Origin of the sequence: Streptomyces sp. NPDC020681 (assembly GCF_044334895.1) — a bacterium.
Lineage (GTDB): Bacteria > Actinomycetota > Actinomycetes > Streptomycetales > Streptomycetaceae > Streptomyces.
Genome location: NZ_JBIRTX010000008.1, coordinates 187,814 through 202,866, shown reverse-complemented (window position 1 = coordinate 202,866; position 15,053 = coordinate 187,814). Strand labels below are relative to the sequence as shown.

At 70.2% G+C, this 15,053-nt stretch carries 11 protein-coding genes; 9 read left to right on the top strand and 2 right to left on the bottom strand.

Annotated elements, in window-relative coordinates; translation table 11 throughout:
- Positions 1-41: 41 nt before the first annotated feature.
- From ACH4YL_RS21035 to ACH4YL_RS21015, 5 genes are all read left to right on the top strand, one after another.
- Positions 42-953, top strand: coding sequence for an SDR family NAD(P)-dependent oxidoreductase (locus ACH4YL_RS21035; RefSeq protein WP_398508903.1), 912 nt, complete (start codon positions 42-44; stop codon positions 951-953).
- Between the two features lie 22 nt (positions 954-975).
- Positions 976-1,902: an SDR family NAD(P)-dependent oxidoreductase gene (locus tag ACH4YL_RS21030; protein WP_398508902.1), complete on the top strand. Its 927-nt coding sequence runs from the start codon at positions 976-978 to the stop codon at positions 1,900-1,902.
- 48 nt (positions 1,903-1,950) lie between these two features.
- Positions 1,951-2,688 (top strand): Type 1 glutamine amidotransferase-like domain-containing protein, encoded by a 738-nt coding sequence (locus ACH4YL_RS21025; RefSeq protein WP_398508901.1) that lies wholly within the window; start codon positions 1,951-1,953, stop codon positions 2,686-2,688.
- Positions 2,689-2,835: 147 nt separating this feature from the next.
- On the top strand, positions 2,836-4,491 hold the full coding sequence (locus ACH4YL_RS21020; protein WP_398508900.1) for a penicillin-binding transpeptidase domain-containing protein: 1,656 nt from the start codon (positions 2,836-2,838) through the stop codon (positions 4,489-4,491).
- 88 nt (positions 4,492-4,579) lie between these two features.
- On the top strand, positions 4,580-5,884 hold the full coding sequence (locus ACH4YL_RS21015) for an acyltransferase (RefSeq protein ID WP_398508899.1): 1,305 nt from the start codon (positions 4,580-4,582) through the stop codon (positions 5,882-5,884).
- A gap of 8 nt (positions 5,885-5,892) precedes the next feature.
- Here ACH4YL_RS21015 and ACH4YL_RS21010 read toward each other — a convergent pair whose 3' ends face one another.
- Both ACH4YL_RS21010 and ACH4YL_RS21005 read right to left on the bottom strand, forming a co-directional pair.
- Positions 5,893-6,975 (bottom strand): hypothetical protein, encoded by a 1,083-nt coding sequence (locus tag ACH4YL_RS21010; protein ID WP_398508898.1) that lies wholly within the window; start codon positions 6,973-6,975, stop codon positions 5,893-5,895.
- Positions 6,972-8,114 carry a hypothetical protein gene (locus ACH4YL_RS21005; RefSeq protein WP_398508897.1) on the bottom strand — a complete coding sequence of 381 codons (1,143 nt, stop codon included), beginning with the start codon at positions 8,112-8,114 and terminating at the stop codon, positions 6,972-6,974. The genes ACH4YL_RS21010 and ACH4YL_RS21005 overlap by 4 nt, the downstream gene beginning before the upstream one ends.
- Positions 8,115-8,210: 96 nt before the next feature.
- Here ACH4YL_RS21005 and ACH4YL_RS21000 point away from each other — a divergent pair, with 96 nt between their 5' ends.
- From ACH4YL_RS21000 to ACH4YL_RS20985, 4 genes are all read left to right on the top strand, one after another.
- Entirely contained in the window at positions 8,211-10,010 is a 1,800-nt protein-coding gene (locus tag ACH4YL_RS21000) for an ABC-F family ATP-binding cassette domain-containing protein (protein ID WP_398508896.1), read from the top strand.
- A 290-nt stretch (positions 10,011-10,300) separates the two neighbouring features.
- Complete coding sequence (locus ACH4YL_RS20995) at positions 10,301-12,091, top strand: PQQ-binding-like beta-propeller repeat protein (RefSeq protein WP_398508895.1); 1,791 nt, start codon at positions 10,301-10,303, stop codon at positions 12,089-12,091.
- A 64-nt stretch (positions 12,092-12,155) separates the two neighbouring features.
- Positions 12,156-13,961: a PQQ-binding-like beta-propeller repeat protein gene (locus tag ACH4YL_RS20990; protein ID WP_398508894.1), complete on the top strand. Its 1,806-nt coding sequence runs from the start codon at positions 12,156-12,158 to the stop codon at positions 13,959-13,961.
- Positions 13,962-14,176: 215 nt separating this feature from the next.
- Positions 14,177-14,893: a LuxR C-terminal-related transcriptional regulator gene (locus tag ACH4YL_RS20985; RefSeq protein WP_398508893.1), complete on the top strand. Its 717-nt coding sequence runs from the start codon at positions 14,177-14,179 to the stop codon at positions 14,891-14,893.
- Positions 14,894-15,053 lie beyond the last annotated feature (160 nt).

Genomic DNA, 15,053 nt, shown 5'->3' with positions numbered 1-15,053 from the left:
TTCGTTGGACGCATGCTCGTTGTGTTCCTAGCGTGGCAGGCATGAACACACCGCACAGTGGTTCACGTGCCGCCCCGCGCATCGCCCTCGTCACCGGGGCGAACCAGGGACTCGGGCGGGCGCTCGTCGAGGGCCTGGCGGCCCGGATGGGCCCGGACGACCTGGTTCTGCTCACCGGCCGCAACGCCCGGCGGGTCATGGGCGCCGCCGCCCGGACGGCACAGGCGCCCGGCACCCGCAGCCGGGTGGAAGGCCGGGTCCTCGATGTCGCCGACGCCGACGCCGTGGCCGCGCTGGCCCGTGAACTCGCCCAGCGCCACGGCGGGGTGGACATCGTGATCTCCAACGCCGTCGCCCGGCTCAGCCCGGACCTGCCGCAGTCCGAGCAGGCGGACGAGGCCATCGACGTTTCCAACGTGGCCACGCACTCGGTCCTGCGCTCCTTCGGCCCGGTGCTGAATCCCGGCGGCCGGCTGATCGTCGTCGCCAGCACTCTGGGCACCCTCGGCCACCTCGACCCGCGGCTGCACCCTCTCTTCGACGGCGCGACGCTGGACCAGGTCGAGTACGCCGTCGAGTCCTGGCGCAGCGCCATCCATTCCAGGACGGCGGAGGAGTCGGGCTGGCCGCGCTGGCTCAATGTGCCCTCCAAGGTGGCCCAGGTCGCGGCCGTGCGCGCGGTCGCCGCGGAACGCCGCGACCGCGACCTCGCCACCGGCACGCTGATTGCCTCCGTCTGCCCCGGCATGGTCGACACCGCGACCTCCCGCCCCTGGTTCAGCGACTACAGCCACGCCCGGTCACCTTCCGACGCGGCCCGGCCGGTCATCGACCTGGTCCTGTCCGAGGGCGTCGACCCGGCCCAGTACGGCGAACTCGTCCGCTTCGGCAAGGTCCTGCCCTGGCACGACGGAACGCCGCCCACCGAGCAGGACCAGCTGCTCACCCCCTGACCACCTCAGCAAGGAGTTCCGCATGACTGCCATCACGACCGACTTCGGCTTCGCCAGCACCGCCGCCGAAGTGGCCTCGGGCATCGACCTCACCGGCCGCCGTGCCGTCGTCACCGGCGCCTCCTCCGGCATCGGCGTGGAGACCGCACGGGCCCTGGCAGGAACCGGCGCCGAAGTCACCCTGGCGGTACGCGACATCGCCGCGGGCGAGCGCACCGCCAAGGACATCGCCGCGACCACCGGCAACCAGGCGCTGCACGTCGTCCACCTGGACCTGACGGACCCGGCGTCCGTCGCGGACTTCGCGGCCGGCTGGCAGGGTCCGCTGCACGTGCTGGTGAACAACGCCGGAGTGATGGCCTGTCCCGAGCAGTACACCGCACAGGGCTGGGAGCTGCAGTTCGCCACCAACCACCTCGGCCACTTCGCTCTCGCCAACGGCCTGCACGACGCGCTGGCCGCCGACGGAGCCGCCCGGATCGTGGTCGTCAGCTCCACCGGCCACCAGCTCTCGCCCGTCGTCTTCGACGACGTCAACTTCGCCTTCCGCGCGTACGACCCGTGGCTCGCCTACGGCCAGTCCAAGACGGCGAACGTGCTCTTCGCGGTCGAAGCGACCCGCCGCTGGGCGGACGACAACATCACCGCCAACGCCCTCACGCCTGGCGTCATCCAGACCAACCTCCAGCGCCACCTGGACGACGGCAGCATGGACACGGTCCCCGCCGAAGTGATCAAGTCGGTGGAACAGGGAGCGGCGAACTCCGTACTGCTCGCCACCTCACCGCTGCTCGACGGAATCGGCGGCCGCTACTTCGACGACTGCAAGGAGGCGGAGACCGTCGACCGCCTCACCTATTTCCGTGGAGTCGCCCCCTTCGCGTTCGACCCGGAGGGTGCGCAGCGCCTGTGGACCCTCTCCGAAAGCCTTCTGGCGAACACCCGTTGACGCCGGGCCCTGCTGAGCCGGTGGAGCCCTGCACTAGGGTCCTGTGCCATGACCGCCTCGGAGCCCACCATCCTCGCCACTTCCGGCGGACACCGGGTGGGCGGCCGCACCATGGTGGCGTTCGACGCCCTGGTGCATCACGCGGTCGAGCTGTCAGGGGTGCAGGGCCGCAGGCCACGGATCATGTACGTCGGCACGGCGATAGGCGATGCCGAGCACTTCACCGCGCGCATGACCGAGGCCGCCCGGGTGGCCGGCTTCGACCTCACTCCGCTCCATCTCTTTCCCATGCCCAACCTCGACGACGTGGAGGGCACCGTTCTCGAGCAGGACGTCGTGTGGGTGATGGGCGGCTCGGTCGCCAATCTGCTGGCCGTGTGGCGGGTCCACGGGCTCGACGGCGTCTTCCGCCGGGCCTGGGAGGCGGGTGTCGTGCTCAGCGGGGTCAGCGCCGGATCGATCTGCTGGTTCCGGGGAGGCACCACCGACTCCTTCGGCCCCGAGCTGCGGCCGCTGACCAATGCGCTCGGCTTCCTCCCGTACGGCAACGGAGTGCACTACGACTCCGACGCCGGCCGGCGCCCACTGGTCCACCGGCTCGTCGCGGACGGCACGTTGCCGCAGACGCACTGCACGGACGACGGGGTGGGCCTGGTCTACCGCGGTACGGAGCTGGTGGAGGCGGTGGCGGAGGTGCCGGGGAAGGGCGCGTATGCGGTCGTGCGCGAGGGCGACACTGCGGTCGAGGAACGCATCGAACCGCGCAGGCTGCGTGTGCGGTCGTGAGCGATTCTGGTGGTGTGCCTGATGGTGCCTGATCGTCGCGGTCCGATAACGACCAACCCTTCCGTCACTGCTGTCCCGTAGAGTGCACGCGATGCATCTCCTTGAACACGTTCAAGGAGTAGTGCTCCTGGGGAGGGGACTGCACCGATGCGCAGTGGAGCAAAGGTCGCCATCGTCGGCGGCGTCTTTGTCGTGGTCGCCAGTGGCGTGGGCTACGGCGGATACAACTTGTACAACGGGCTGACCGGCAGCGGCACCGGCACCGGCACCAAGTCCGGTGCCGCGACCAAGAAGTCCGGGCCGCCGAGCGCCGACGAGATCGACCAGGCCGCCAAGGACTTCCTCGCCGCCTGGGCGAACGGCAAGGCCGCGGAAGCCGCGCAGCTCACCAACAACGCCGCGGAGGCCGAGCCGTTGCTCGCCGGGTACCGCGACCAGGCGCATGTCTCCGAGGCCGTGATCACGCCCGGCACCGCCGTAGGCGCGAAGGTGCCGTTCACCGTCAAGGCGACCGTGTCGTACGAGGGACAGGCCAAGCCCTGGTCGTACACCTCCGAACTGACCGTCGTACGCGGGCTTTCCACCGGCCGGGCGCTGGTGGACTGGATGCCCGCCGTCGTGCACCCGAAGCTGACGAAGAACACCATGCTCAAGACCGACCAGGCGTCCGCGCCGCCGATCAAGGCGGTGGACCGCAAGGGGCGCGAGCTGACGAAGGAGAAGTACCCCTCACTCGGGCCCATCCTGGATTCGCTGCGCAAGAAGTACGGCGAGGACGCGGGCGGCACGGCCGGTGTCGAACTCGTCGTCGCCGCCACCGACCAGGCCGGCGACCAGGCCGCCGCCGACCAGACCCTGCTGACCCTGAGCAAGGGCGAGGAGGGCCGGCTGGACACCACGCTGGACGCCGACGTCCAGGCCGCGGCCGAGACGGCCGTGAAGAAGTACGGGCAGGCGTCGGTGGTGGCGATCAAGCCCAGTACGGGCGAGATCCGGGCCGTCGCCAACAGCCCGGCCGACGGCTACAACACGGCGATGATGGGCGCCCAGGCGCCCGGCTCCACGATGAAGATCGTGACCGCCGCGATGATGATGGACAACGGTGTCGTGCACGGGCCCGGCGCGAAGGTGGAGTGCCCGTCGACGGTGATGTGGGACGGCGTCCCGTTCCAGAACCTCGAGAAGTTCGAGATCAAGAACGGCACGTTCAAGGACAGCTTCCGCCGCTCCTGCAACACGGCCTTCATCAAGGCGATCACGCCGTTGAACAAGAAGAAGACCGCCGGCACGGCGCTCGGCGAGACGGCCCGCAAGTACTTCGGCATAGGCCTCGACTGGCAGACCGGCATCGTCAGCGTCGACGGCAGTGTGCCCGAGTCGTCGGGCGCGGAGACCGCCGCCTCGTACATCGGCCAGGGCAAGATCACGATGAACGTGCTCAACATGGCGTCCATCACCGCCACCGCCAAGAGCGGCGGCTTCAAGCAGCCGGTGATCGTCCCGCAAGGCCTCGACGACCGCGAACTGGCCACCGCACAGCGGCTGCCGGGCTCCATCGCGCAGGCGCTTCGCGAGATGATGCGCGCGACCGCCGCTTACGGAACCGGCCAGTCCGCGATGTCCGGCGTCGGCGGCGACAAGGGCGCGAAGACGGGTTCGGCGGAGGTCGACGGCCAGGGCAAGTCCAACAGCTGGTTCACCGGCTTCGCCGACGACCTGGCGGCAGCGGCGGTCGTCCAGTCCGGCGGCCACGGCGGCGACGCGGCCGGGCCGGTGGTCGCGCAGATACTGAAGGCGGGCTGAGGCGGGCCCTTGGGTGGAGGACGTACTCAGACCGAGTTGAGTACGAACGCGCTCACCCCGGGGCCGGCCGCGACGGCACCGTACTCCTATGGGATCAAGCGTTCGTGAGCTCGTCGCCGCCACTCCGGGGACGCGGGACCGGTATGTCGACCTCCTCAGGGTCGCCTCGCTCGGGACCGTCGTCCTCGGGCACTGGCTGATGGCCGTCGTCACCGCCGACGGCGTCGGCAATCTGCTCGCCGTCGTGCCCGAGCTGCAACTGCTCACCTGGGTACTGCAGATCATGCCGGTGTTCTTCTTCGTCGGCGGCTTCTCGCACGCGCTCTCCTACCGCTCCCTGCGCCGCAAGCACCCCGAAGGCTCCGTCTACTCCGCCTTCCTGCGGGCCCGTCTGCAACGGCTGCTGCGGCCGACCATGGTGTTCATCCTGGTCTGGGGCGTCGCCGCGCTCATCGTGCAACTGCTGGGCGGAGGCGGCGGATTGACCGGCGTCGCGCTCAGGCTGGTGGCGCAGCCGCTGTGGTTCATCGGGATCTATCTGGCGATGGTCGCGTTCACGCCGCCGCTGCTGAAGCTGCACGAGCGGTACGGCTGGGGCGCGTTCGGCGGACTCGTGGCCGCGGCGGTCGCCGTGGATGTGGCACGGTTCGCGTTCGGCGTGCCGTTCGTCGAGTTCCTCAACTTCGCGTTCGTCTGGCTCGCCGTGCACCAGCTCGGCTTCCTGCGCGCCGACGGCCGCATACCTCGCCCCGCGGTGCTCGCCGCCGCCGGCCTCGCGGGCGCCGTCGCCCTCGTCGCGTACGGCCCGTATCCCCTCTCCATGGTCGGCATGCCCGGCGAGAAGGTCTCCAACATGGCCCCGCCCACGCTCGCCCTCCTCTGCCACGGGCTGTGGCTGGTGGGAGCGGTGGAACTGCTCAGGACCGCGGGCACCCGCTTCGTCCGGCGCGAGCGTGTGTGGCGCGGCGTCGTCGCCGCCAACGGCATCGCGATGACCGCCTTCCTCTGGCACCTCACCGCCATGCTCGGCGTCTACGGCGCGCTGCTCGCCCTCGACGTACGCCTGCCGGCTCCCGCCACCGCCGCCTGGTGGACCCAGGTCCCGCTCCGCGTCGCGGCCGCCCTCGTCCTCACGGCGCTCCTGGTCGCCGCCTTCCGCACCTTCGAACGCCCCGCACCCGCTGCCCCCGGCTCCGGCACGGGAGGACCGGCCGCGGCGCTCGGGATCACGCTCTGCCTGCTCGGCGTCCTCGGGTTGTCGATGGTCGGCTTCGGCGGGCTACTGGAGGGTCGTTCCGCGATGCTGATCGCGATCCGCGTCACCGCCCCGGCCGCGGTGGCGATGGCCCTGGCGGGCTGGCTCCTGGTCGAACGCGCGGGCCGCCGCGCCTAGGCCTGGGGTCAGGCCTGCGGCTTCTCGCAGCCGTGCCGCGCGGCCGAACGGTCCGCGAACCGCTGGAGCGCCGCCCGCAGACCCTTGTGGTCCAGCGTCATCGCGCCGAAGCGGCTCCGGTCTCCCTTCGGGAGCGTCCGCACCTGATACGCCCCGGTGCTCTGCCCGCCGGGGCACTCCGCGATCAGCGAGTACGCGCCGCTGGGAGAGTCGCCGTTCCCACGCTCGTCGTAGTCGGACTCCCTGCTCGCCCGGATCCCGAACGGGCCGTAGCGCGCGCTGAATTCATACAGCGGCACCGCCTGGTAGCCGCCGAGCGTGCAGCTTTCGATCGGCGCGGGCGCGGCCGCCGTCTCGACCGCCGTACGAACTCCCCACCGGCGTGCGGCAGTCGGGTCGAGGACTCCCGCGCACGTCCCGGACGCCGCGGACACCGGCTTGTAGTCCCAGGTGGTCGTCGAGACTCCGACGTCCTTCACCGGCTTGCCCGGCCACGTCTCGCAACCGGTGCGCCGCGCGTACGCCGTCGCCGTCTCCGTGAGCACGGCGGTGAGCCGGGTCCGGGCCGCCGGGTCTTCGAAGGTGCCCCGCCCGAGCCGGGCGTTGACTGTCGCCATCAGCCCGTCGTCCGGCTGTTTGCCGCAGTCCAGCAGCAGGCTCGCCCTGGCCTCTTCGCGGTCATTTCCTCTTGAGTCCGGATCGAAGCTGAACGACCCGGTCCAGCCGCCGCCGAACGGGGCCGACCACTCGCCGGGACCGAAGACAGTGGCGGAGTCGGTCACGGGCCGGAAGCTCAGCGTGAGTTCGGCGGTCCCGTCCTCGTCGGCGGCATCGACATAGCAGTACGTGCGGTCCTCCTGCGCACTGTCGGAGGACTCCAGCTCGATGTCCGGGAACAGGGCCCGAACGCGGTCCGCGGCCAGATCACCGTCGCAGACGGTGTCCAGCGCCATGTCGTTGCGCCAGGCGTCGTAGCCACCGGACAGCCAGAAGAACCCGCCCGCGACTATGACGGCCGCCGCTGTCCAGATGACGGTCAGGCGCACCTTGCGCCGACGCCAGAAGCCCTTGAGGGCGCCGACCGCGCTCACAGCCACACCTTCCCGAGGACCTGGGCGTCCTTGCACCCGGCGGAGTCGAGGTAGTTGTCGAGCAGCTTGTCGAGGCGGCTCTCGGTCAGCTCGCGCGACGGGGTGCTCACCGAAAGACGGTGCATCGCCTTCCCGTCCGCGCAGATCCCCTCGGCCCAGACGGCCATCGTGTAACTGTCCGCTGCCACGCGGCTGTACGGATTCTTCGGCGGCTGTCCGCCGTCGCCGGTCAGCGCGGCGAGCTCGGCCCCGTACTCGATCCGCAGCTCGGGCAGCACCACACCCCACCAGCCGGCTGCCGTGACGGCCGCGGACCGGTCCTGTTCGCCGGCCGGATCGGGCTGCTGGAGGCGGACGGAGCACGCACGGGCCCACGGCACGCTGCCGCTCGACATGCCGTTCCCGGCCGGGCGCCAGCCCTTGCCGAGGTCCGACGGGCGGAACCACCGGCAGGCCGCGGGGACCTCGTCCGAGTCCTCGTCGGAGCTCTCATCGTCCTCGCGCTCGGGCACCCGCTCGGCGTCCGCGGGCTTCACGTCCGGCCCGCCGCAGCCGCTCTTCTCCCGAATCCGGTTCGCGACCGCCGCCACTGCCTCCCCGAGCGGACCCTCGGCATCGTCGTCACCGCTGTGCAGCGAGGCGTGGACGCGGAAGCCGGTCACCGGCCTCGGATAGCCGGGCAGCCCTTCGGGACACGGGACCAGGACCTGTGTGTCGGCCTCTTCGTGATCGGCGGCCCACTCCGGGGCATCCTCATACGGGTCGCCGGCCAGAACGTCGCCGAGCTGAACGCCCTTGAGCGGCGCGTCCAGCACCGGCACAGCGGTCAGTTCGAAGCCGACGTGGTCCTCGTCGTCCCAGCCGATCGCGCAGGACACGAGCGGCCGTGCGCCCGGCCGGCCGATGGTGTCGAAATCGGCGGTCAGCTGCCACCACTCGTTCTCGGGCAGCACGCTCCGTACCGCGCCCGCGGGCAGCGCACCGCCGCACGCACTCGTCAGCACCTCGGCATTGTCGTCGTCGCGCCATTCGTTCCATACGAGGATGAATCCCGCGAACAGTGCCACGGCCAGCGCGGTGCCGGTCACCTGCGGCAGCCACCGATGCCGTGCGAACCGCGCCCACACCGAGCCCGCCATGCTCCGCCCCCGTCGCCTGATCGATCACCGGAAGCTATCGCACCCCCCGGGCCGACTAGGCTGGTAAGCCGATCGATCCCCTCATCTGGAGTGTTAATGGCCGTCAACCTGGTCAATGTCGAGGCAGTCAGCAAGGTGTACGGAACACGTGCCCTGCTCGACGGAGTCTCCCTCGGCGTTTCCGAGGGGGACCGCATCGGTGTCGTCGGGCGGAACGGCGATGGAAAGACCACCCTCATCCGCCTCCTCGCCAAGCTGGAGGACCCTGACACCGGGCGCGTCACCCAGAGCGGTGGGCTGCGGCTCGGGGTGCTCACGCAGCACGACTCGCTCGATCCCGCCGCGACCGTGCGGCACGAGGTCATCGGCGACATGGCCGACCACGAGTGGGCCGGGGACGCACGGGTCCGGGACATTCTCACCGGACTTTTCGGGGATCTGCATCTGCCGGGGTTCGAGCAGGGCCTCGACACCGTCATCGGGCCGCTCTCCGGCGGTGAGCGGCGGCGGATCGCGCTCGCCAAACTGCTCATCGCCGAGCAGGACCTGATCGTTCTCGACGAGCCCACCAACCACCTCGACGTCGAGGGCATCGCCTGGCTGGCGAAGCATCTTCAGGCGCGCCGTTCGGCGCTCGTCTGCGTCACGCACGACCGCTGGTTCCTCGACCAGGTCTGCACCCGCATGTGGGACGTGCAGCGCGGTTCGGTGTACGAGTACGAGGGCGGCTACAGCGACTATGTGTTCGCCCGGGCCGAGCGGGAGCGGATCGCCGCCACCGAGGAGACCAAGCGGCAGAACCTGATGCGCAAGGAGCTGGCCTGGCTGCGGCGCGGAGCACCCGCCCGTACGTCCAAGCCGCGTTACCGCATCGAGGCCGCCAACGAGCTCATCGCCGATGTGCCGCCGCCGCGTGACACCAGCGAGCTGATGAAGTTCGCCAACGCCCGGCTCGGCAAGACCGTCTTCGAGCTGGAGGACGTGACCGTGCAGGCCGGGCCCAAGGTGCTGCTGAAGCATCTGACCTGGCAGCTCGGCCCCGGCGACCGGATCGGCCTGGTCGGGGTGAACGGCGCGGGCAAGACCTCGCTGCTGAGGGCACTCTCCGAGGCCGCCCGTACGCAGGGCGAGCAGCAGCCCGCGGCCGGGAAGATCGTCGTCGGCCGGACGGTGAAGCTGGCGTACCTCTCCCAGGAGGTCGGCGAACTCAACCCCGCCCTGCGGGTGTTGGAGGCCGTGCAGCAGGTACGGGACCGGGTCGACCTCGGCAAGGGCCGGGAGATGACCGCGGGCCAGCTGTGCGAGCAGTTCGGCTTCTCCAAGGAGAAGCAGTGGACGCCCGTCGGCGACCTGTCCGGCGGTGAGCGCCGCCGGCTCCAGATCCTGCGGCTGCTGATGGACGAGCCGAACGTTCTCTTCCTCGACGAGCCCACCAACGACCTCGACATCGAGACGCTGACCCAGCTGGAGGACCTGCTCGACGGCTGGCCCGGCTCGATGGTCGTCATCTCGCACGACCGGTTCTTCATCGAGCGGACGACGGACCGGACGTTCGCGCTGCTCGGCGACGCGACGCTGCGAATGTTGCCGCGCGGCATCGACGAATACCTGGAGCGGCGGGCGCGGATGATCGAGGCGGCCGCTCCGGTCGCGCCGCCGGCGCCGGTCGGCAAGGAGAAGACGGCGGGTGACTCCCGTGCCACGAAGAAGGAGTTGCAGCGGATCGAGCGGCGGCTCGACAAGATCTCCGACCGGGAGCGCAATCTGCACGCCGAAATCGCCGAAAACGCCACGGACTTCGGGAAGGTGGCGAAACTGGACGTGGAGCTGCGGGAACTGATCGGCGAGCGCGACGAGTTGGAGCTGCGCTGGCTCGAGCTCGCCGAAGAGGCGTAGTTCCTACCCTTCGCACGGCCTCCCGGCCGGTCGCCGGCTGGTACGCGTAGAGAGCGCGTGCAGGTCTCGTAACGAGGGCATCACGGCGTGGTCCTCCCTTGGGAACAGGGGTGCACCGGACCCTAGTTTGAGCGTGCCCGGGTGATAGAAAGAAGCCCCGCTCGACTGTCGCAAAACCGCGGGATCCATGTCCGAAACGCTCCTTTCCGCCGCGCGTAGCTGTCCGTACGCGCGGCGGAAAAGCGGGGGAGGCCGGTCGGGCATCGGACCGTATGAAGGGGGAAGCGCTGATGAGTCAGCCGCCCAGCCAGCAACCGCCGGGAGGCTTCGGGGCTCCTCAGGACCCGCAGCAGGGGGCCCAGGGGGTCCCTCAGTCGCCTCCCCAACCGCCCGCGCAGCCGCCGCAGATGCCGCCCACGCCGCCTGCCGGCGCGCCTGGCTACGGCTATCCGCAGCAGCCCCCGGCCCAGCCCGGTTACGGCTATCCGCAGCAGCCGCCCGGCCAGCCCGGCCCGTACAGCCAGCCGGCGGGCCCCTACGGCCAGCAGCCCGGTCCGTACGGCCAGCAGCCGGGGCCCTACACCGGCTACCCGACCCAGCCGCAGTACCCGGGCGCGCCGACGCCGCCCGGTGGCGGTGGTGGCAACTTCTTCAAGGGCAAGCCCGGAGTCATCATCGGGGCGGCCGTCGCCGCGCTGCTGGTGATCGGCGGCGGCACCTACCTCGCCCTGAGCGGTGGCGAGGACAAGAAGGACGGCAAGAACATCAGCAAGAGCAAGGAGCCGACGCCGACCGGCTCCGAGTCCGTCGACCAGGGCGACGGCAGCGGCACCGGCCGTGAGGACGGCGACGACCTCAACGCCGGGCGCAAGGACGGCGAGGCCAAGGTCCTGTTCCTGACGAAGAACGACGTCGACCTGCCGCGCAACGGCGCCGAGGTCTTCGGCCCGTGGGTCGCGGGCGACACCATCGTCAAGGCCATGTACAAGTCGGTCGTGGGCTACTCGGTCGCCGACGGCTCGAAGAAGTGGACCCTGCCGCTCAACACCGAGGTGTGCTCGGCCCCGGCGCAGACGTCGGCCGACGGCAAGATCGTCATCGGCGTCAAGGACGGCCTCACCGAGAAGGCCAAGTGCATGGAGCTCCAGCAGATCGACCTCAAGACCGGCAAGGCCGGCTGGAAGAAGCCGATCCCGAAGTCCACGGGCTTCTTCGCGCTCTCCGACTTCACGCTGGCCATCAGCGGCAACACGCTCGCGGTCGCCGGCACCGGATCCTCGTACGGCTTCTCGATGGCCGACGGCAGCCAGCTCTTCAAGGGCCCGTCCAGCGGCTGCAAGCCGTTCGCGTACGCCGGCGGCCCCAAGCTCCTCGCCGCCTCCAGCTGCCCGGTCTCGGACTACAACAAGCCGAAGCAGCAGCTGAGCGAGGTCGACCCGGCCACCGGCAAGGCGAAGTGGACGTACAGCGCGCCCGTCGGCTGGGAGATCGACAAGGTCTACTCCGCCAGCCCGCTGGTCATTTCCGTGACACAGCGCGAGCCGAAGAAGTGGTCGATCATCGCGCTCAGGGACAACGGCACGCCGCGTTCGACGATCGACGGCGGCAAGGACAAGTACGCGCCGCGCTGCGGCGGCGCCTTCGTGGTCTTCGGTGAGAACCTCGAGGGCTGCACCGGCATGGCCGCCGACGCGTCCACGTTCTACATGTCGACCGAGACGGCGTACGGAACTCCCAACGAGGTCGTGGCCTTCAGCCTCGACACCGGCAAGGAGAAGTGGCGTTCCAAGGCGGGTGGCGAGGGCAAGATGACGCCGCTGCGCATGGAGGGCGGCAACGTCCTCGTCTACACGGCCGCGCGATACGACGCGGGCGGTTCGGTCGCCACGATCGCGCCGACCGGTGGCGCGCCGAAGGTGCTGCTCCAGCACCCGGCCTCCACCGCGGAGATCGAGAACTCCTTCTACTCGGCGGAGACGGTCTACGCGGACGGGCGGTTCTTCATCGCCAGCGGCCGTGTGAGCGCCTCGAACGACACCGAGGAGAAGGAGACGAAGACGATGATGGCCTTCGGCAAGTGACCGCGTCCCGATCGCCTCTGAGTCCTTCGAACCCAACTCTTTTCTCAACCGAGGTAAGTACGCCATGACGCAGCCGCCTCCGCCGCCGCCGAACCAGCCCCCGCAGGGGGGCGGTTTCGGCGCGCCCCAGGACCCTCCACCGGGAGGCTTCGGAGCACCGACGCCGCCCCCGCAGGACCCGTCGTACGGCTATCCGCAGGCTCCGGGAACCGCCCCGGGGACCCCGCCGCCCGCGCAGCCGCCGCAGGCCCCGCCCGGCTACGGCTATCCGCAGCAGCAGCAGCAGCCGGCCCAGCCCGGTTACGGCTACCCGGGACAGCCGCCGGCCCAGCCCGGCTACGGCTACCCGGGACAGCCCCCGACGCAGCAGTACATGCCGCAGCCGCCGCAGCCCGGCGGCAGCGGCAAGAAGCTCAGCACCCAGATGCAGATCATCATCGCGGCGTCCCTCGCCGTGGTGCTGATCGTCGGCGGCGGCATCTGGTACTCCTCGTCGAAGGGTGACGACGGAGGCAAGAAGGAAGAGGCCAAGAACAGCTCGGGCGGCACGTCCAAGGGCTCCGACGGCGGCGGCACGGGCGGCAACGCCGCCGACGGCCCCGGCAAGGAGAAGGCGCCGTCCGACGTCAACTCCAAGGTCGCCTTCCAGCTCCCGGAGCCCACGCGCACCGACGTGACGAGCGTCAAGGGCTCCTGGGTCACCGACAAGGCGTACGTCAAGCCGGGCATCAACTCGGTGGTCGGCTACGACGCGTCCAAGGGCAGCCCGCTGTGGACGCTGCCGCTGCCGGGCCAGGTCTGCGCCGCGTCGCGCCATGTGTCGGAGGACAACAAGGCCGCGATCGTCTTCGAGGCGGCCAAGCGCGTTCCGCCGAAGAACTACCAGCCGTGCACCGAGGTCGGCGTCGTCGACCTCAACTCCGGCAAGCTGCTGTGGAGCAAGTCCATCACGGGTGGCACCAGCGGTGACGGCAAGGCCAAGTTCACCGAGGTCACCCAGAGCGGCACCACGGTCGCCGCGGGCGGCACCGACGGCGGCGCGGCCTTCGACCTCAACAGCGGCGCGGTCCGCTGGAAGCCGACGACCAACGCCGAGGGCTGCTACGACATGGGCTACGGCGGCGGACCGGCGCTCGTCGCGGTCCGCAAGTGCGGTACGTACGACAACCCGCAGGTCCTCATCCAGGCCGTCAACCCGGCCAGCGGCGCGCCCCTGTTCACGTACAAGATGCCGGCCGGCGTCGAGTATTCGAGCATCGTCTCCAGCAAGCCGCTGGTCGTGGCCGCCGACGTCGGTGACACCGGCACGTTCGGCATCTCGGACTTCTTCTCGCTCGACGAGAAGGGCACGCTGAAGGCCAAGATCCCGGCGGTCGACAAGTTCCAGGCGCGCTGCGGTTCGACCGAGGTCGAGAGCTGCCAGAAGGTCGTCGTCGGCAACGGCAAGATCTATCTGCCGACCGAGGACCACGAGGGCACCGGGGAGTACGGCGACACCAACGAGATCGTCTCCTTCGACCTCGCCACCGGAAAGCCCACCAGCGACCGGGCCGACGCGGGCGACAAGTACTCGATGTTCCCGGTGCGCATGGACGGCGGAAACCTCATCGCGTACAAGTCGCCGCCGTACGACAAGGGCGGTCAGGTCGTCAGCATCGACGGCGCCACTTTCAAGCCCACGGTGCTGATGGAGAATCCGGCCGACAAGGCGGTGCGTGACGCGGAGGGCAGCTTCACCTCGGACTACGCCGAGTTCCGCTACACGAACGGGCGGCTGTATATCGGCGCGGTGCTGTTGAGCAAGCCGTCTTCGACCTCGTCGTCTTTCGGAAAGAAGTATCTGGCCATCGCCTTCAGCACGGGCGACTGATTGGCCCGACTCATCTGAATCACCGACTCGTTCACGGGCCCGGCACATCGCAGAAGCGATGTGCCGGGCCACGGTCATAAGTAGCCCTGTTTGGCGAAGAATTCGGCACTCTGTGGGGCTTCTGCAGAGTTAGGGGCGCGCAAAGTCGAACAAGCGTGTAGCTTGCCGGGTCAGAGGCCGGGGGGCCGGCGGCAGCGGGGGATGGGGGTTGCTCGATGAGCGTGCGGCTCATGGTGGTCGACGATCACCGACTGCTCGCCGAGGCACTCGCCTCGGCCTTGAAACTGCGGGGGCATCGGGTGCTCGCCGCGGCGGCGCCTGCTGCCGGTGCGGCCGAGCTGGTGGTCAGCAGGGCGCCGGAGGTGTGTCTGCTGGGCACGGCGACGCCTGCCGAACCCGGCGCGTTCGACCCGATCGTGAAGATCAAGCGGGAGCGGCCCCAGGTCGCCGTGGTGGTGCTCGGGCCGGTGCCTTCGCCGCGCGGGATCGCCGCGGCCTTCGCGGCCGGCGCGTCCGGATACGTACGTCACGACGAGCGCATCGAGGGCGTCGAGCGCGCCATGATCAAGGCCCGGGCCGGCGAGGCCGTGGTGGCGCCGCAGTTGCTGCAGGGCGCGTTCGCCGAGCTGCTCAATCCGGCCGCGCAGCCGGACGACGAGGGACAGCGGCTGCTTCAGCTGCTCACTCCGCGCGAGGTCGAGGTGCTGGTCAGGGTCGCGGAGGGCGAGGACACCCGGCTGATCGCCGCCGGCATGGGCATCGCGCCGAGCACGGCGCGTACGCATGTGCAGCGGGTGCTGATGAAGCTGGGCGTGGGGTCGCGGCTGGAGGCGGCCGCGCTGGCGGCGCGCACCGGATTGCTGGACCGGGCGGCGACCGTCTCGCCGCTGCCGCAGTCGCCGCTGATACCCGGCCCGGTGCCCGGGCAGTAGTTCAGTCCTCGGCAGTAGCTCAGTCCTCCGAGGACTCGAGCCCGGTCTCGCGCCCGGATCTTGTGCCGGGATCTTGCTCCCGATGCCGCCCGATCCCGCCTGATGCGTTGTGATCGGCATCTTCCGTGTGCCCGCGACGCCTGCGGTGCTCCATGTTCCT